We start from the raw sequence: 18,524 nt of genomic DNA, 5'->3' as shown, positions 1-18,524 counted from the left end.
CTTGCCTTTTGCCTTCCACCGGAAACTTCCAGAGGCAAAAGGAGAGCTCTGAGCCCATAGCTCACCAGGTGGCGTGACCCAAACCAACGAGTCTCCGGGAAACCCGGGGCGGTTCACCCTTCCCGGCAGGTGATGGCGATTCGCCCGCGGCATGACCTCCCTCCCTGGAAGTCCCATTTGACGGCCGAAATGACCGCTTTAAGCTCGAATCGCGGCCTTCCTAGACCGGTTTACCTCGGTTTTTCCGTAGGTTACCGAGGTCCGACCCCGTTATCCCTCCGTATCCCCATCTCTCTTCTCTCTTCTCTCTTCTCTCTTCTCCCCGACAGGCCCCCCGCCTCGCAATCAATGCCTCGCACTGCGGATCACGGTTTATGGCTCTCAAACCACTCGAGGATGAGTTCCAGGCGTTTGACCAGATTCACCGGAGTGCCGTCCCGGGACAGGTTGTGGCCTTCGCCATCGAATACCGCCAGCTCGCTCTCTACGTCGTTATTAAGCAGCGCGTAGAACCACTCCTGGCCCTGCCCGATCGGGGTCACCCGGTCATCGGTAGAGTGGATGATCAGCGTCGGCGTACTCACCTGGTCGGCGTACTTGAGCGGTGAGCGTCCCCAGTAATAGTCGTAGTTCGTCCAGATCGTGCCGCCAAACTCGGCATTCATCCTTGTCGGCACGTAGTCCTGGGTGCCGGCCTCAGAGATCCAGTTGGAGACACTGCGCTGGGTGACCGCCGCGCGGAAGCGATCGGTCTGCGTGGTGATCCAGTTGGTCAGAAAGCCGCCATGGCTGCCACCGGTCAGAAACTGGCGCTCCTCGTCGATCCAGTCGTAGCGCTCCAACGCCGCGTCCAGGGCCTGCATGTTGTCGCGGTAGTCCACCCCACCGTAGTCCTGGTACACCGAGGCCTGGAACTCGTAACCGTAGCCGGTCGAACCCCGATAGTTGGTGAACAGCATCGCGTAGCCCGCGCCCGCGATCATCTGAAACTCGTGGAACCAGCGATGGCCCCACATATGCGCCGGACCGCCACGAATGTTCAACACCAGCGGCCAGTCATCGCCGGCGTCGAACCCTTTGGGCCGTAGCAGGAACGCATCCACCGTGCGGCCATCCTCGACCTCGTAGCTGAAGCGTTCGAGCTCGGTCCGGTAACGTGATTCCAACAGAGTGTCGTTGAAGCCCGTCAGGCGTCGCGACTCGAACCCGTCACTGTCGGCGACGTGCACCTCCGGCATCCGGGTTTCGTCTTCGACCAGCAAGGCCAGGGACTCGCCGTCGGCGGCAAAGTCGATATCGCTGAGAGCGGCTTCATCACCGAGGACCACCTCGCTGTCACCATCGGGATTCAAGCGAATCAGTGGACGGCTGCCGCGGAAGTCCGCCAATACCAGGGGGCGATCGAACCCCTCGGGCCACCAGGCCTGCGTAACGGAGAAGTCCATGCCATCGTGCAGTACCTTGTGGTCGTCGTTGTCGATCCCGATGCGGTGCAGTTCCACGGGACGATAACGGTCGGACTGATAGAGAAAGGCGACCTGGCGCCCGTCGGGCGAGAACACTGGGTCGGTGACACGCCCATCGGGCGCGGACAGCTTGCGTTCCTCACGGCTTTCGAGATCGAGCAGGTAGATGTCCTGATTGAAGCTGCCGTCGTACTCGCGGCCGCTGCGGTCGACATTGAACGCCAGGAAGCGGCCATCGGGCGAAACCGTCGGGTTGTTGTGGTTCCACTCGGCGTCCCCTGCCAAACGCTCGAGTTCGCCGCTTGCCGAATCCAGCAACCACAAAGTGCGGCGGCTCTCATCCAGCCAACCCTGCGACTCACGACGGCTGAGCGGCCGCGAATAGACCTTCACATCCGCCTGCGGTGCGTCATCCCCCTGCTGCTCCTGCGCGGGATCCTCGACGGCCGGGTCGATGGTCAGGGTAACGATCAGGTGTTGACCATCAGGCAGCCAGGCAAAGTGAGAAAGATTGCCCTGTTCAATCTCGGTGATGGCATGGGCTTCACCACCGTCAATGGGTATCAGATGAATCTGGGCGTCCTCGTCGACGGTCCTCAAGAAGGCCACTTGCCGCCCATCGGGAGAAAAACGGGGATGACGATCGGACTCACCCTGGGTGAACTGGCTTGCCGATTCCGAGCCATCAGCCGGCACCATCCAGATGCTCGATTCCCGATTGCGGCGCTCATCGTCCACGCGACTGCGCACGAAGACGACATGGCCAGCATCCGGCGAAAGCCTCGGCTCGGTCGCGAACACGAAGTCGTAATAGTCGGCGGGCACCATCGGCTCCGGCGGCTCCGCCCATACCGACGGCGTGTAGAAGAAGACGATTAGCAACAGTGTTCGGGTCATGGAGTCCTCGAGGGAAAGGAAATGCCCCCGAGTTTGCCGCAACGAGATCAGGGGTGTCCTTTTCTCGCCCGCCTGCGATGGACGTTCCGGGTCGCCGCCACGACGACGAATGCGCATTCACCGTCTCCCGGCCGCAACGGTTCAATACCCCGCATCCCGGCAAGCGGCCGCGCAAGGGTTTGTACCCAACCATCGATCGAGAAGCCGCCATGCAAAAGCCGCTGTTCCACTTCGTCCGCGGAAAGACGCCGGGGTGACACCTTGCCTTTTGCCCTCCGCGGGGAACTTGCAGAGGCAAAAAGCGAGCTCTGAGCCCATAGCTCACCAGGTGGCGTGGCCCAAACCAACGAGTCTCCGGAAACCCCGGGGCGGTTCACTCGCTTCCCGGTAGATGATGGCGATTCGCCCGCGGCATGGCCTCCCTCCCTGGAAGTCCCATTTGATGGCCGAAATGACCGCTTTAAGCTCGAATCGCGGCCTTCCTAGACCGGTTTCGTTCGGTTATTCCGCACGTTACCGAGGTCCGACCCCCTTACTTCTCCCCTTTTCCGCTTCACCCGGTACATTTCGCCATCCGCACGGCTCAGCAAGGTATCGGCGTCCTCTCCGTCAGCGGGATAGCAGGCCACGCCAATGCTACAAGACGGTATGATCCCGCCGAACTCGGCGCCCAGGGGCTCGTCCATGGCCGATTGAATGTGCTCGACCTTTCTGGAAACGGCACCCTCCACCTGGATATCCGTCAGCAGGACAATAAACTCATCCCCGCCCATCCGCGCCACCGTGTCCGTCTCCCGCACGCAGCCCTCCAGCCGCCGGGCGATCGTACAAAGCACACGGTCCCCCACCGCGTGTCCATGGACATCATTGATCACCTTGAAGTCGTTGATATCCAGAAACAGCAAGGCCAGGTGGTTCTGGTAGCGATGGGCCGAATGTATCGCCAGATCCAGGCGGTCATAGAACAGCGATCGGTTGGTCAGTCCTGTCAGCGGATCATGATGGGCGAGGAAGCGCAGTTCCTCCTCGGCCTGCCGCAGGGCCGTCACGTCCCGCGCAACCCCAATCCGCACACCCTCCTCCTCGACCCAGTGTGCCGACCAAAGGATGTACACGACACCGCCATCTTTGCGGATATAGCGGTTACGGAAATCGACGTGAGGCTTGCCCTCCATGACCCGAACAATGGAGGCCAGTGAGGCCGCCAGGTCTTCAGGATGCATATAGTCGGTGATCGTGGTTCCGATCAGCTCCTCCGCGCGATAACCAAGCAGATCCTCACAGGCATCGCTCACGAAGACGATCTGATTGTCCCGATCGACCACAAAGACCGTGTCGAGGATCAGATGGATCAGCCTGGCCGAGAGCGCTTGAAGGTCAACGGGCATTGGTCAAGGATATCTGGTCCACGGACTCCGACTCTAGCCCGGTTGCAAAGGGCAATACGAAGATCATGGATGTCTTCTGCCGTCGGTGCCGTCGGCGACGGGATCGGACCACGACAACCTGATGGCGATTCGCCCGTGGCATGGCTTCCCTCCCTGGAATGTCCATTTGATGGCCGAAATGACCGCTTTAAACTCGAATCCTGCCCTTTCTAGACGGGTTTCCCTCAGTTTTTCTGTAGATTACCGAGGTCCGATCCCGTTATTTGCCGTTATTTGGACCCGCTCCAAGGTCCGGAGCTGCTCGGGTGTTACATGGGCCAGACGCGGATACCACTCGAGCGGGACCGAAATCCGTCGACCGACCACCAGGTCATGCTCGGTGAAACCCACGGATGCAACACGCTCATCCGCGTTCATGGCCAAAGAACCCATTCCAGGCTTCCAACCACTCCGGTTGCCGACGCTCGACAACCCCCGTATCTCCTCGCCCCGCTGTCGTCGCCGTTAGTCCTTTTTGCGGGCTTCGTCCACGTCGTCCGCCAGCCACGCCTTGATCAGGGATTGGTAGGGCATGTCGCGCTTGTTGGCTTCGATCTTGATGCGGTCGAGGAGCGACTCCGGCAAGCGCAGGGAGATCGTCCGGGTAGAAGGCTTGAGATTCGGGAGCTCAACCGCCGCGGCGCGGTTCCAATCGACGTACTCGCGGGACTCAGGGCTCTCCCAGAACACCCGCTCTTCTGCCTCGTCCTGGAACTCAGGAATCTTCTTGGTCTTGCTCATAGGTGGCTCGCTCGAAAGGTGACAAAAGGTCGAAAATATCGGCCCCTGGTCCAGTAAGCCTCAGCGGGCGGGTGCCGGTGCGCCTCGCAGCAATCCTTCGGTGCTGAGGTCTTCGTCGAGTTCAGGCCAGTGGATTCCGTAGCCCCCGCCACAGATCTCCCAGGTCCGGAGCTGCTCGGGTGTTGCATGAGCCAGACGCGGGTACCACTCGAGCGGGACCAAAATCCGTCGACCGTCCATCAGGCCGACCACCAGGTCATGCTCGGTGAAATCCACGGAGGCAACACGCTCATCCGCGTTCGTGGCCAAAGAACCCATTCCAAGCCTCCAACAACTCCGGTTGCCGACGCTCGACAACCTCTCGAATCCGACGCAGCTCGTGCGCCGGAAACCCCATATTCCGCGCCAGCGCCACACGGCGCAACCAGAACTTTGCCGAGCACTTGCCCCGGTCTACATGCACGTGGGGCGGCTCGTCCGGCTCATGGCTGAACCAGTAGTAGCGGTAGGGTCCATCCCTGAACACCGTCGGCATTGAGGCCTCCCGCTAACCGAGGCAATCAACGGCACCCAGGTGGTGCCAGGAACATCCGTCCCGAAACCCCGATGCCCTTGATACTTCGCCGGCCAAGCCGCCGGATCGCCGCACGCATGCGCTCGACACACCCCAGCGCCGCCACGTGGTAGGTACCCCGCCCCTTGCCGACATGCCGCATGAACTGCACCGGATCGATCTGGAGGCGCTCCAGGATTGGCGGGATATGCCCCGGGATGGCGCCGCGCTTGTCGTCGCGGATCGCGCGCCCGGCCCAGTCCACCAGCTCCAGGTAATCCTCGGTCGTAAACACCACCGCATTGGCGTGCGGGTCAGCACCCTCCCCGCCCAGGACGGTCAGGCTGGGTTGGGCCTCGTCAGAAGCCTCTCTCTCCTGCCTGTCACACTTGGAAGCCAGCATTCGGATACGTTGCTGGATCGAAGTGAAATCGGACGCCTCAGGCGTATCCGCCATCCCCGCGCGTACCGGGTTCAGATCCACGTAGCTCATGCAGGTCAGCACCGCCGCATCGTCCAGTAGCGCCTGGCTCTTGTATCGGCCTTCCCAGAAGCGGCCCTTGCAGCCATCCTCCGCATTGGCGCGCCGCGCCAGATGCTCGTTCAGGCTGCGCATGAACCACGAAAGGTCCTGCAAGCGCTCCCGCCACAGGGCGATCTGCGCCTGCGCCCTCTCGCGCTCGGCCACCGTGCCCGTCTTGCCCGCCCGGTACCGCGCCACCAGCAGCGGCAACGAAAACAAGCGCTCCCAGCGCTCCATCACCTCGTCTTCGCTCCAGCATGCCGCCCGGTCCGAGTCGAGCCGCACCACCAGGTGATAGTGGTTCGACATCACCGCGTACGCACACACATCCACAGCAAACACGCCCTGCAGCTCGCACAGCCGCTCCAGCACCCAGCCGCGCCGGTGCTCGTAGTTCTTGCCCGAATAGAAATCCTCGCCACACAGGAACGCGCGGCGAACACAGCGACAAATGCAGTGGTAATACGGCGTCGTCTCGAACGAGACGAGCTCCTTCCTGGCTCGCGTCATCTCCGGACCCTCCCTGGTCCATGCACTCCCCACAAACCTAGACAGCCCGCCTCAGACCGTCAAGAAATCATGGGTGTCCTCTTCTTCTTCTGGCTCGCGTCATCTCCGGACCCTCCCTGGTCCATGCACTCCCCACAAACCTAGACAGCCCGCCTCAGACCGTCAAGAAATCATGGGTGTCCTCTTCTTCTTGCCCTTGCGCGCCTTGCGCCGGTTGTATGACTGGCCAACCCGGCCCGCGATCAACTGCATGGAACGCGCAATCTCGCCTCCGCCCCCATCGCGCATCAGCAGGTGCACATGGTTGGAGGTCACTATGTAGTTGAGCACACAGAGTCCGTAACGCTGACGCGCCTGGTACAGCCAGTAGCGCCAGAGCCTCCGGTCGCGGGCGAACTTCAGCAGAAACGCCTGCTTGTGACAGCGATGCGTAACGTGCCAGACATGGCCCGGCAGATGATGGCGATTCGCCCATGGCATGGCTTCCCTCCCTGGAATGCCCATTTGATGGCCGAAATGACCCCTTTAAGCTCGAATTGCGCCCTTTCTAGACCGGTTTACCGCTGTTTCTCCGTAGGTTACCGAGGTCCGACCCCGTTATTCCTCCAACGAAAACTCAATCAATCACTTCAATCCAACCTTCGGAAACCGCTTGAGATAGCAACTGACTAACCCCTCGCTCCCTAACCCCAAGTACTCCTACTTGAAACTTCGCCCGGGTGATCGCAACGTACAGCCGATTGTGTGACGCATACCGTAGGAAATTCAAACTTCCCATGCCATCCCCTTCATCTAACGGCGGCACCCTACCCTTATCCACACCCACAAGAACCACCCCATCGAATTCCAACCCACCCACCAAATCCGGAGCCCCAACCACGAATCTCGCTGACTCACTCGCCTTCTTCACCAGATTCAAATCCCCACGCTTCTTCAAGATCTCGAATGGCTTATTTAAACGCCGACCCTCTTTTTCAATTTCTTGAAGAAGAGATTCACTAAACGGAACAATCGCCACGCCACTCTTACCACAGCCGATACTCTGCTCAATTTCGCTCGCGACAGAAAACACATCGGCCACCATTTCCGCGTCGCTTGGATACTGTTTAAAAAACGGCTGCGCCGCACTGGCTTCCTCACTCGCGGTAAACGCACTTTCCGCTAGCGCCAATGGATCATCAAAGTTCGTAAATAAACTCGCCCCGCCTGCTGTAACTGAGCACGCAAGGTTTATAACCTGTGGAGATGAACGGAATATCGACCGTATAACCGTAGAATTACCTGATTCCCCCGATTCGCCGAAAACCTTTTCTAAACTCCCATCATCCCAGCCCCAGTCCCCGGTCGCTTGACTTCTATCCACTGTATAGGCAATCGGTATTTCGTTCGCCTCTTTTGACATAAAATGGAGGATCGAAAGCTCATTCAAATTGAACAAGTGAGTCTCATCGATAGCTATAAAATCGTATCCCTCCCGAACCCTCCTGCGGCGCCAAATCGGAGTATTTAAATACCCAAACGCAGACAGAACGATATCATCCGTATCAAACTGCCCCGAAATTTCTATTCTTCTCTGATAACGTTCATATACACTTAAGGCGAACCCCTTGTCGGCATCACCACACACCGGCAAGCCGTATCGAAGCCTAGGTACCTTCTTATAGCGTTCAACTTCGCCGCGGGCGCGGCCTTTAATCATCACGCTAATCTCGTGCTGAAACACTTGCGCTCTATCCCACTCATCTGTCTCTTCCAAGAACGCCAAGAATTCGTCCGAAAGCAGCTTCCTGTATGACGACAGATCTTCATTCACAGCTTCGTCAACCGCTTCTAACGTATATAGAAGCTGTGCTTGCTTCGACTCGTAGGCGTCCGAATCGAGAAATTCCGCTTCCGATATCCCTGTACCAAGAGCTTCCGCGCACCACTCTTGGAGCGTGACAATCTCAATCTCATCAAACCTTTGACGATCTTTGTTGAGAAACCGCTGGGTTGATTCATTGGCAATGAATAGCTCTTCCACATTACGTTTCGCGGAATCGCTATGCACCACAAAGACGCCCCGATGGCTCTCACCAGAATTCTCCGCCTCGAGCAACGAACGGAGGCATTTTAGGACCAAGCAAAGAGTCTTTCCGGTCCCGGCTGGCCCCTCAACGCGGTGTGGATATTTGAAGCTGGAATCGACAAACTCTTGTTGTTTCGACGTGAGAATACCTGACATCCAGCGCTCGAACCCCTGGTGCCCATGGATCGGATTCGCGCACCCATCAAGCTGCGTTACCGAGAGCGCCGGGATTTCGGCAGAGCTTACCGATCCCAGCGTGTCTGCGTTTTCAACTGAGCGCGCCTCGCTCAATCCCTTAACCGCTTTTCTATAGTTCGTTACGGACGGTTCTTCTTCAGCACCGTCCCCTTGGTCTTTGGACCATTTGTAAACTAGAAGGTTATTCCCAGTCCCTTCACGTTTAATCGCCCTCTTGTGGTCAGGTTTCCGCTCGATAGCGGCCCGCAGTGGCTGATCTCTTTTGAACTGAAAAGGAAACACTACGGCTTTTGTAGAGTCAGCAACGAGCCTCTCTGAGTAGGTCAGCTTTTCATTAGCCCAGTAACGGGTTGCGAACCTGAGGATCTTTTGCAGGATCAAAATATTTTCACGATCACACTGACTATCGAAGATTCTCGTTAACTCCAAATCGAACACGAGAATATCGGGGCCAACGCCACCTCTCTTTAATAGGTAGGCGCCGGAATTCGCTTTCGCGATCACTATTTCTGGGCCCAACGTCACTTGGTCATTCGGTTTCCTAAGAAATGATGCCAGTACTTGTCCGTCTCGGAAGTCCGAAGATTGCAGGGTTCGACTTTGCACCAATTCGTTTACTGCCTCACGGTCAATCGCCAGAAATCTCATATTACTGCCCCGCAATATAGTTAATATTCCAAATTTCTTCTATATACTTATCATCATAGTCGGGCAGTCCGATCCTAGAGAACAAATTGAATAACGCCTGCATAAAATGCTCAATATGCGGAGATGTGAGCTGACCGATAGGCATAGCAAAATCGCCGGAGTTAAAGCGAAGACGGCAACCATCGATAGATCCCGCCCGGCGCATTTCGTGATACTTTTCTTCAACAAGGCCTTCGCTTATTGTTTTCGCCATCAGAGCCGGAAGATGGTGGATCTCACGCTGCAGTGCAACGTAGCCCGTTGCTTCCCTATCGCCTCCATCCACACGCGGAATAAAGTAGAATCCTGTTAGCTGGTGAGAAACCAGTTCTTTTAATATCTTAATCCGGATCTTTTCATTCTTCTCATAGTAATGTTGTATGTCTAACGGGTCTCCTTCAGATAGAATCCGATCCGCTTCCTTGATTACCTCGATGGAATTCTTGAGGCTATCAATATGCTTTTTATTTTTCTTGGTGGCCAAAGGGAGGAATTCGCTAGCGACCTGATCCAAGCCATGAAACATCAGAACTCTTGGGCTAATCTCCAAATTTGATAGCTGGGTTCTTACATTACCGCAGGCCGATTTTTTTACCCGATCAGACAAAATCCGAAGCCCGTCGCCTGTCAACCATGATGTTAATGAGACTATGGGGACATAGTTGTAGGTTGGCGCTTTGTCGTTAGCAACGTCGCAACGAGCAGTAATGATAATCCCATAGGCGTCAGAGCCCCGGTAGGCCTCGGCTACAGCACAATTAAATATCGCACCTTGGGTGAATTCACCTGGATTGGGTCTTCGGACTGGTTCGTTCATTTTGCGAGGTGCATAGAGGTTGGTGTTTGGAATTCGAGTCTGGGCAAGGTCGGCGTCGATATATGTGCGGCGTAGGCAAGAAAAAGAGCGCCGGATGGCGCCCTTTTGATCTGGGTCGTGGCCATCTCCCTGGCTCCGTTCCGTCGGGTTAGCTTTGCCAGGTCAATCCCAGCTCAACGCCCCACCCGTCTGATACTCGGTAACCCGCGTCTCAAAGAAGTTCTTCTCCTTCTTGAGATCGAGCACTTCGCTCATCCACGGGAACGGGTTGTCGGCACCCGGGTACATCTCGGCCAGGCCGATCTGCGCGCAGCGGCGGTTGGCGATGAAGTGCAGGTATTCCTCGAACATCTGCGCGTTCATGCCGAGCACGCCGCGGGGCATGGTGTCGCGGGCGTACTGCGCCTCCAGCTCGACCGCATCATGGATCAAGGTGCGCATCTCGTCCTTGAAGTCTTCGGTCCACAGGTGCGGGTTCTCGACCTTGATCTGGTTGATCACGTCGATGCCGAAGTTCATGTGCATGGACTCGTCGCGCAGGATGTACTGAAACTGCTCGGCCACGCCGGTCATCTTGTTGCGCCGGCCCATGGAGAGGATCTGCACGAAGCCGACGTAGAAGAAGATGCCCTCGAACACGACGTAGAAGGCGATCAGTTCGCGCAGCAGCTTCTGGTCCGCCTCCGGCGTGCCGGTGCGGAAGTTCGGGTCCGCCAGGTGCTTGGTGAACGGCAGGGCCCATTCGGCCTTGACGGCGACGGAGGGCACCTCGCGGTACATGTTGAAGATCTCGCCCTCGTCCAACCCTAAGGACTCCACGCAGTACTGGTAGGCGTGGGTGTGCACCGCTTCCTCGAAGGCCTGGCGCAGCAGGTACTGGCGGCACTCGGGGTTGGTGATGTGGCGGTACACGGCCAGCACCAGGTTGTTCGCCACCAGCGAGTCGGCGGTGGAGAAGAAGCCCAGGTTGCGCTTGACGATGGTGCGCTCGTCCTCGGTCAGACCATTCGGGTCCTTCCACAGGGCGATGTCCGCGTTCATGTTGATTTCCTGCGGCATCCAGTGGTTGGCGCAGCCGTCCAGGTACTTCTGCCAGGCCCACTTGTACTTGAAGGGCACGAGCTGGTTGAGGTCCGCGTGGCAGTTGATGATCTTCTTGTCATCCACGCGGATGCGCTCGGCACCCATCTCGATGTCTTCCAGACCGGTGCCGGTCAGGGCCTCCTCGTTGGGCTCGGCCAGCGGCTGGCCGGCGTTCTCCGGCTCCGGCGGGACGCTGGGCGCGGCACCGGCGGTGCTCATCAGGGCTTCGTTCTCCTGAAAGCCCATGCCCGGGCGTACGGCGGGTTGTTTCTGGCCTTCGCCTTTTACGGCGGCAATCGGATCGTCCCAGGAAAGCATAGTGTCCCTCTTCTTTCGGTGGCGGCCCGGCGCGGTGGCCGGGCCTTTGTTCAGTTTGCTTGGTCGTACGTATTCGGTGCCCGCTCGCGGGCGGGCCTTACTGGCAGGCCTCGCAGTCCGGGTCGAGGATGGAGCACGCCTTGGGCGCCTCCGGCTCGGACGCCTGCTGGCCGCCGGAGACGGCGTTCAGCTTGTTGGCGCGCGAGGAGTCGGCCACGGTGCTCTTCTCCACGTGGGTCGCACCCATGGAGCGCAGGTAGTAGGTCGTCTTCAGCCCGCGCACCCAGGCCAGCTTGTACAGGGCGTCCAGCTTGGGCCCGGAGGGCTCGGCCATGTACAGGTTCAGGCTCTGCGCCTGGTCGATCCACTTCTGCCGGCGCGAGGCGGCCTCGACCAGCCAGCGGGTGTCCAGCTCGAACGCAGTGGCGTACAGGGCCTTGAGGTCCTCCGGCACGCGGTCCAGCGGCTGCACCGAGCCGTCGTAGTACTTGAGGTCGTTGACCATCACCTCGTCCCACAGCTCGCGGTCTTTCAGGTCGCGCACCAGGTACGGGTTGATCACGGTGAACTCGCCCGACAGGTTCGATTTGACGAACAGGTTCTGGTAGGTCGGCTCGATCGACTGACTGACCCCGCAGATGTTGGAGATGGTCGCGGTCGGGGCGATCGCCATGGTGTTGGAGTTGCGCATGCCGATCTTCTTCACCCGCTTGCGCAGGGTGTCCCAGTCCAGGCGCTGGGTGGTGTCCATCTGCAGGTAGTCGCCGCGGGTCTCGGCCAGCTTTTCGACCGAGTCGATCGGCAGGATGCCCTGGCTCCACAGGCTGCCGGGGAAGCTCTCGTAGCGCCCGCGTTCCTCGGCCAGGTCGGTCGAGGCCTTGATGGTGTAGTAGGACACCGCCTCCATGGAGGCATCGGCGAACTCCACGGCGGCCTCGGAGGCATACGGCAGGCGCAGCTTGTACAGCGCATCCTGGAAACCCATGATCCCCAGGCCCACCGGGCGGTGGCGCATGTTGGAGCGACGCGCCTGCGGCACCGAGTAGTAGTTGTAGTCGATCACGTTGTCGAGCATGCGCATGGCCGTGTTCACGGTGCGCTCGAGCTTGGCCTGATCCAGCTCGCCGTTGTCGCCTATGTGCGCGGCCAGGTTGATCGAGCCCAGGTTGCACACCGCGATCTCGTCGTCCGAGGTGTTCAGGGTGATCTCGGTGCACAGGTTGGAGCTGTGAACCACGCCGGTGTGCTGCTGCGGGCTGCGCAGGTTGCACGGGTCCTTGAAGGTGACCCACGGGTGGCCGGTCTCGAACAGCATGCCGAGCATCTTCCGCCACAGGTCGACGGCCTTCATGGTCTTGTACACGCGCATCTCGCCGCGCGCGGCCTTCTCTTCGTACTCGCTGTAGCGCTTCTCGAAGTCGGCACCGATCAGGTCGTGCAGGTCCGGCGCCTCGTTCGGGGAGAACAGGGTCCAGTCGCCGTCCTCGGCCACACGCTTCATGAACAGGTCCGGGATCCAGTTGGCGCTGTTCATGTCGTGGGTGCGGCGGCGGTCGTCGCCGGTGTTCTTGCGCAGCTCGATGAACTCCTCGATATCGATGTGCCAGGTCTCGAGGTAGGCGCACACCGCACCCTTGCGCTTGCCGCCCTGGTTCACCGCCACCGCGGTGTCGTTGGCCACCTTGAGGAACGGGACCACGCCCTGGGACTTGCCGTTGGTGCCCTTGATGTGGGCGCCCATGCCGCGCACGCGGGTCCAGTCGTTGCCCAGCCCGCCGGCAAACTTGGACAGCAGCGCGTTGTCGCGGATGGCGCTGTAGATGCCGTCGAGGTCGTCCGGGACGCTGGTCAGGTAGCAGCTGGAGAGCTGCGGACGCAGGGTGCCGGAGTTGAACAGGGTCGGCGTGGAGCTCATGAAGTCGAACGAGCTCAGCAGGTTGTAGAACTCGATCGCGCGCGCCTCGCGGTCGATCTCGTTGATCGCCAGGCCCATGGCCACGCGCATGAAGAACGCCTGCGGCAGCTCGAAGCGCGTGCCATCGCTGTGGATGAAGTAGCGATCAAACAGGGTCTGCAGGCCCAGGTAGGTGAACTGCAGGTCGCGCTCGGGCTTGAGCGCGGCGCCCAGGCGCTCCAAGTCGTAGCGGGTCAGCTCGCTGTCGACCAGCTCCAGCTCGGCGGCGCGCTTGATGTAGGCACCGAAGTAATCGGCATAGCGCTCGGCCAGCTGGGCCTGGGTGGCCTCTTCCGGGCGGCCGTGCACGAAGCTCAGGGCCTCGCGGCGCAGCGCGTCCATCAGCAACCGCGCGGTGACCTCGGAGTAGTTCGGCTCCTTCTCGATCATCACCCGCGCGGCCATCACCAGCGCGGTGGAGACATCCTTCTCGGCCACGCCGTCGAACAGGTTGCGGCGGGCCTCGGTCAGGATCTTCTCGCCATCCACCTGCTCGATGCCGGCGCAGGCCTCGGCGACCACCGCCTGCAGGCGGTCCTCGTCCAGCGGGGCCAGGGTGCCGTCGGCCCGGGTCACGTTCAGCGTGGCGGCCTCGGCTTGTTCGTCCGCACCCTGCTCGGCGGCCTCGGCGGCGCGCTTCTGCGACTGCTGCTCGCGGTAGATCACGTAGGCCCGCGCGACCTTGTGGTGGCCGCTGCGCATCAGCGCCAGCTCCACGTGGTCCTGGATATCCTCGATGTGGACCGTCATGCCCTGGGTCCCGGCGCGGCGGAACAGGCTGTCCACCACCTGCCCGGCCACTTCCTTCGACACCTCGTGGATGCGACGGCTGGCCGCGGCATTGCCGCCCTCCACCGCGAGGAAGGCCTTGGTCACCGCGACCTCGATCTTGGAGGCATCGAAGCCGGTCACCTTGCCATTGCGGCGAATCACCTGGTGCTGGCCCGGGCTGGTCGCCAGGACCTCGGCCGACGGTTCGGCTTGCGGCGGGTACTGGGTGCCCTGCTGGGCTGTGGCAGTATGGGAATCGCTGTGCATGACGGGCCTCGCGCTGGTGTTGGATCGAACGTGAGATACTATAGATCGGGGATCGAGAACTGCATAGCCACTAGATATAGTAGCTCCCGAAAGAACAAACCGCGCACAAGCCGTGGGCAAGCTGTGGATAAAATCGGCCATTCCCCGTCCTGTCGCCATTCCTGGCGAGGCACCCCGGTTATCCACCAAACGCCGATGTAGTGACTCCCCGCCGGGTGCCTGCGGCCCACACGAACATGAAAATGTTTTATGGCCCGCGATTACCGAATCGGTATCGCGCGCGGGGACCGCTTTGGGGCATCCACGTCCGGCGTGGCGATGTTGGACAAAGACCCGCCGCGTCCCAATAATCCCCGCCTTATCGAACCCGCTTTTTCGCGTTGCCGGCCGGGCCGGCAACGCCAGCCGTATTCATCGTATCGACAGGGAGTACCGCATGAGCGACGCCAAGGATCCATCCGACAAGAAGAGCAAGCAGGCCGGCAAGAAGGACGCGCCCAAGGCCGCCGTCGCCACGGGTGCCATGCAGGCAGCCGCCGGCGCCGTCTCGCTCTCCTCCGGTAGCGACACCGCGACCCAGCCGAAAAAGGGCGGCAGCGAGAAGGCGCCGCGTCACTGCCCGCTGCTGATCCTGGGCTCCGGCCCGGCCGGCTGGACCGCCGCCGTCTACGCCGCGCGCGCCAACCTGAACCCGGTCGTGATCACCGGGCTGGAACAGGGTGGCCAGCTGATGACCACCACTGATGTGGACAACTGGCCCGGCGACAACGAGGGCGTGCAGGGCCCCGAGCTGATGCAGCGCATGCAGAAGCACGCCGAACGCTTCGATACCGAGGTGATCTTCGACCACATCCACACGGTGCATCTGAAGGACCAGCCCTACCGCCTGATCGGCGACTCCGGCGAGTACACCTGTGATGCGTTGATCATCTGCACCGGCGCCTCCGCCCAGTACCTGGGGCTGGAGTCCGAGACCACCTTCGCCGGCAAGGGCGTGTCCGCCTGTGCGACCTGCGATGGCTTCTTCTACCGTGGCCAGAAAGTGGCGGTGATCGGTGGCGGCAACACCGCGGTCGAGGAGGCGCTGTACCTGTCGAACATCGCCTCCGAGGTCACCCTGGTGCACCGGCGCGATTCGCTGCGCTCGGAGAAGATCCTGCAGGACAAGCTGTTCGAGAAGGAAAAGAACGGCAACGTCACCATCGAGTGGAACCACACCCTGGAAGAGATCCTCGGCGACGAGACCGGCGTGACCGGTGCGCGACTCAAGAGCACCGAGTCCGGCGAGACCAAGGATCTCGAGCTGATGGGCGTGTTCATCGCCATCGGCCACAAGCCGAACACCGACATCTTCCAGGGCCAGCTGGATATGGCGGGCGGCTACATCAAGGTGCAAAGCGGGCTGGAAGGCAATGCCACGGCCACCTCCGTGCCGGGCGTGTTCGCCGCCGGCGACGTGATGGATCACGTCTATCGCCAGGCGGTCACCTCCGCCGGCACTGGCTGCATGGCCGCACTGGACGCGGAGAAGTACCTGGACAAGCTCGGTTGATCGCGTGAACGCCGAGGGCGACACCCAGGCAGCGGACCCGTCGGGGGACGCCACGGGCAACACGGCGGAGCGCGTCGAGCTGCGTGACGGCCTGGCCGAGGTGGACCCGGCCGCCTGGGATGCCCTGACCGGCGGCACCGAGCCGTTCCTGCGCCATGCCTTCCTGGAGGGCCTGGAGCGCCACGAGTGCCTGGGCCGGCAGTTCGGCTGGTTCCCGCAGCATGTGCTGATCTTCCGCGAGGGCCAGCTGGTCGCGGCGGCCCCGGCCTACGCCAAGACCAACAACTACGGCGAGTTCGTGTTCGACTTCGCCTGGGAAGGCGCGTGGAACCGCCACGGGCTGAACTACTACCCCAAGCTGGTCGTCTCCGTGCCCTACACCCCGGCCACCGGCCCGCGCCTGCTGGTGCACCCGGAGGCGCCGGACTTCGATCACCTGCGCACCCTGCTGGTGCGCGCGCTGGTGACCCGCGGCCGCGAGCTGAACGCCTCCGGCGTGAACATCCTGTTCCCCAACCAGGACGATCTGGACGTGACCCGCGAGTTGGGCCTGGCCGAGCGCATGGGCTGCCAGTACCACTGGACCAACGCCCCGGACGGCGGTTACGCGGACTTCGACGCCTTCCTGGGCGCGCTCAGCTCGAAGAAGCGCAAGAACATCAAGCGCGAACGCCGCCGCGTGAACGAGGCCGGGATCGTGTTTCGCACCCTGACCGGCGCCACCGGCGAGGCGGAGGACTGGGCGCGCTTTCACCGCTTCTACGTGGATACCTTCGAGAAGCACATGGGCATCCCGACGCTGTCGGAGGCCTTCTTTGTCGAGACCGCGGCCGAGCTTGGCGATCAGGTGGTGCTGTTCGAGGCCCGGCGCCCCAGCGCGACGGATCCGGATGCGACGGAACCGGACGCGAAGGGAGAGGGCGAGACCATCGCCGCGGCGCTTTGCTATCGCAGCCACGACACCCTGTACGGCCGCTTCTGGGGCTGCACCGAGGAACTGGCCGACCTGCACTTCGAGACCTGCTACTACCAGGGCATCGAGTTCTGCATCCGCGAGGGGCTGGCCCGCTTCGAGCCGGGCGCCCAGGGCGAGCACAAGATCCCGCGCGGCTTCCTGCCCACACCCACCTACTCCGCGCACATGATCCTGACCGAGGGTTTCGAGCAGCCCGTGCGCGACTTCTGCGAGCGCGAGGCCCAGATGATGCGCGCCCAGTGCGAACGCCTGCACGAACACTCGCCCTATCGCCAGGCCCATTCCGATGATGTGCCCGACCGCTAACCCGAGCCCGGCTCGCTGCGGCCGTCATCGCGGCCACAGCGCCCCACCTCGTCATCCCGGCCGTAGCGCAGCGAAGAGCCGGGATCTTCCGCCCCAGCCAACCGGCTCGCCAACTGGATCTTCTCCGCACCCGGGGATCCCGGATCGCCCTGTGGGAGCGGGCTTGCCCGCGAAGCCCCTGCCCGCGCAGGACTCCGCCACACCCCATTCGCCTGCAAGCAAGCTCCTACAATGCCACCGGCACACCGAGACCCATCATCCCGGCCGCAGTGCCCCACCTCGTCATCCCGGCCGTAGCGCAGCGAAGAGCCGGGATCTCCCGACCCAGGCAACAGGCTCGCCGACTGGACCTTCTCCGCACTCCGGGACCCCGGGTCGCCCTGTGGGAGCGGGCTTGCCCGCGAAGCCCCTGCCCGCGCAGGACTCTGGCCGATGGGGGCTCGCCCCATGACCTCCGGCCCCCAGATCACCCTGCCCTGGCTCGATCCGGAGCATCCGGAAGCGCCGTTTCCGGACCCGGCGCAGGCGTTGCCCGAGCCCAACGGGCTGCTGGCCGCCGGGGGCGATCTCTCCGTGCCGCGTCTGCTAAATGCCTATCGCTCCGGCGTATTCCCCTGGTTCGAGGCCGGGCAGCCAATCCTCTGGTGGAGCCCGGACCCGCGCGCGGTCCTGGAGCCGGGCCACTTCCGCCTGCATCGCAGCCTCAAGAAGGCGATCCGCAATCGCGGTTACACGGTGAGCTTCGATCGCGCCTTCGAGGCCGTCATCGAGGCCTGCGCCGGCCCCCGTGACTACGCCGATGGCACCTGGATCACCACCAGCATGCAGCAGGCCTATATCGCACTGCACCGCTCGGGCCACGCGCATTCGGTGGAGGTGTGGGACGGCCCGCGCCTGATCGGCGGGCTTTATGGCGTCGCGGTCGGGCGGCTGTTCTGCGGCGAGTCGATGTTCTCGCGCGAGCGGGATGGCTCCAAGATGGCGCTGGCCTGGTTGTGCCGCCACCTGGTCGCCTGGGGCTGGCCGCTGGTCGACGTACAAATGGAGACCGCCCACCTGCGCAACCTCGGGGCCATCACCCTGCCCCGCCAGGCGTTCATCGACCGCATCCGCGAAATCGCCCGCGAGCCGGTCGAGCCAGGCCCATGGCGGACCGACCCGAACCTGAGCCCCCTCGACCCCGACTGGAACACCCCCCGGTAGGAGCCTGCTTGCAGGCGAACGCCCCTGCCATTGTCGGACGCGGGCAGGGGCGTTCGCCTGCAAGCAGGCTCCTACGGGGAGATCCCCTCTCGGGCAGGGCCACTCCCACACAGACGACCGGATTCGATGAACCCTGACACCGCGCACGATGGCCGATTCCGGTGGCCCCGGACGGAGATCGCCGCGGCGCTGCACGCCTCGCGATGA

Annotated in this window: 14 protein-coding genes and 1 pseudogene; 3 read left to right on the top strand and 12 right to left on the bottom strand. The window is 61.7% G+C overall.

What is annotated here, in order from left to right:
- Window positions 1–365: 365 nt before the first annotated feature.
- The 12 genes and pseudogenes from G333_RS0106040 to G333_RS0105985 form a co-directional block, all read right to left on the bottom strand.
- Window positions 366–2,363: a S9 family peptidase gene (locus tag G333_RS0106040; protein ID WP_019627963.1), complete on the bottom strand. Its 1,998-nt coding sequence runs from the start codon at window positions 2,361–2,363 to the stop codon at window positions 366–368.
- Window positions 2,364–2,845: 482 nt separating this feature from the next.
- Window positions 2,846–3,751, bottom strand: coding sequence for a sensor domain-containing diguanylate cyclase (locus G333_RS0106030; protein WP_019627961.1), 906 nt, complete (start codon window positions 3,749–3,751; stop codon window positions 2,846–2,848).
- A 240-nt stretch (window positions 3,752–3,991) separates the two neighbouring features.
- A complete protein-coding gene (locus G333_RS14675) occupies window positions 3,992–4,183 on the bottom strand; it encodes a DUF2442 domain-containing protein (protein WP_081624509.1) in 192 nt (63 codons plus the stop codon).
- A gap of 72 nt (window positions 4,184–4,255) precedes the next feature.
- A complete protein-coding gene (locus G333_RS0106025; RefSeq protein WP_019627960.1) occupies window positions 4,256–4,531 on the bottom strand; it encodes a BrnA antitoxin family protein in 276 nt (91 codons plus the stop codon).
- 60 nt (window positions 4,532–4,591) lie between these two features.
- Entirely contained in the window at window positions 4,592–4,849 is a 258-nt protein-coding gene (locus tag G333_RS0106020; RefSeq protein WP_026340908.1) for a DUF2442 domain-containing protein, read from the bottom strand.
- A complete protein-coding gene (locus tag G333_RS0106015; RefSeq protein ID WP_018880060.1) occupies window positions 4,821–5,066 on the bottom strand; it encodes a DUF4160 domain-containing protein in 246 nt (81 codons plus the stop codon). Before G333_RS0106015 ends, G333_RS0106020 begins: the two co-directional genes overlap by 29 nt.
- Before the next feature lie 25 nt (window positions 5,067–5,091).
- The gene (locus tag G333_RS0106010; RefSeq protein WP_019627958.1) at window positions 5,092–6,117 is read right to left on the bottom strand and encodes a transposase; all 1,026 of its coding nucleotides are present in this window, start codon (window positions 6,115–6,117) and stop codon (window positions 5,092–5,094) included.
- Window positions 6,118–6,309: 192 nt separating this feature from the next.
- Window positions 6,310–6,597, bottom strand: a pseudogene (locus G333_RS14275) (transposase); the annotation flags it as partial.
- Window positions 6,598–6,733: 136 nt separating this feature from the next.
- Window positions 6,734–9,031 carry a UvrD-helicase domain-containing protein gene (locus G333_RS0106000; RefSeq protein WP_081624508.1) on the bottom strand — a complete coding sequence of 766 codons (2,298 nt, stop codon included), beginning with the start codon at window positions 9,029–9,031 and terminating at the stop codon, window positions 6,734–6,736.
- 1 nt (window position 9,032) lies between these two features.
- The gene (locus G333_RS0105995; protein WP_155986113.1) at window positions 9,033–9,887 is read right to left on the bottom strand and encodes a hypothetical protein; all 855 of its coding nucleotides are present in this window, start codon (window positions 9,885–9,887) and stop codon (window positions 9,033–9,035) included.
- Window positions 9,888–10,049: 162 nt separating this feature from the next.
- Complete coding sequence (locus tag G333_RS0105990; RefSeq protein WP_019627954.1) at window positions 10,050–11,288, bottom strand: ribonucleotide-diphosphate reductase subunit beta; 1,239 nt, start codon at window positions 11,286–11,288, stop codon at window positions 10,050–10,052.
- Window positions 11,289–11,385: 97 nt separating this feature from the next.
- On the bottom strand, window positions 11,386–14,280 hold the full coding sequence (locus G333_RS0105985; RefSeq protein ID WP_019627953.1) for a ribonucleoside-diphosphate reductase subunit alpha: 2,895 nt from the start codon (window positions 14,278–14,280) through the stop codon (window positions 11,386–11,388).
- Between the two features lie 436 nt (window positions 14,281–14,716).
- Between G333_RS0105985 and trxB the strand changes: the two genes are divergently transcribed.
- From trxB to aat, 3 genes are all read left to right on the top strand, one after another.
- Window positions 14,717–15,832 carry a thioredoxin-disulfide reductase gene (gene trxB / locus G333_RS0105980; protein WP_019627952.1) on the top strand — a complete coding sequence of 372 codons (1,116 nt, stop codon included), beginning with the start codon at window positions 14,717–14,719 and terminating at the stop codon, window positions 15,830–15,832.
- Window positions 15,833–15,836: 4 nt separating this feature from the next.
- Complete coding sequence (locus tag G333_RS0105975; protein ID WP_019627951.1) at window positions 15,837–17,114, top strand: GNAT family N-acetyltransferase; 1,278 nt, start codon at window positions 15,837–15,839, stop codon at window positions 17,112–17,114.
- 447 nt (window positions 17,115–17,561) lie between these two features.
- Window positions 17,562–18,317 (top strand): leucyl/phenylalanyl-tRNA--protein transferase, encoded by a 756-nt coding sequence (gene aat / locus G333_RS0105970; protein ID WP_019627950.1) that lies wholly within the window; start codon window positions 17,562–17,564, stop codon window positions 18,315–18,317.
- Window positions 18,318–18,524 lie beyond the last annotated feature (207 nt).

This window comes from Thioalkalivibrio sp. AKL10 (assembly GCF_000381845.1).
GTDB lineage: Bacteria > Pseudomonadota > Gammaproteobacteria > Ectothiorhodospirales > Ectothiorhodospiraceae > Thioalkalivibrio > Thioalkalivibrio versutus.
The sequence above is the reverse complement of the archived record's forward strand: the minus strand, read 5'-3'. Positions and strand labels throughout refer to the sequence as shown.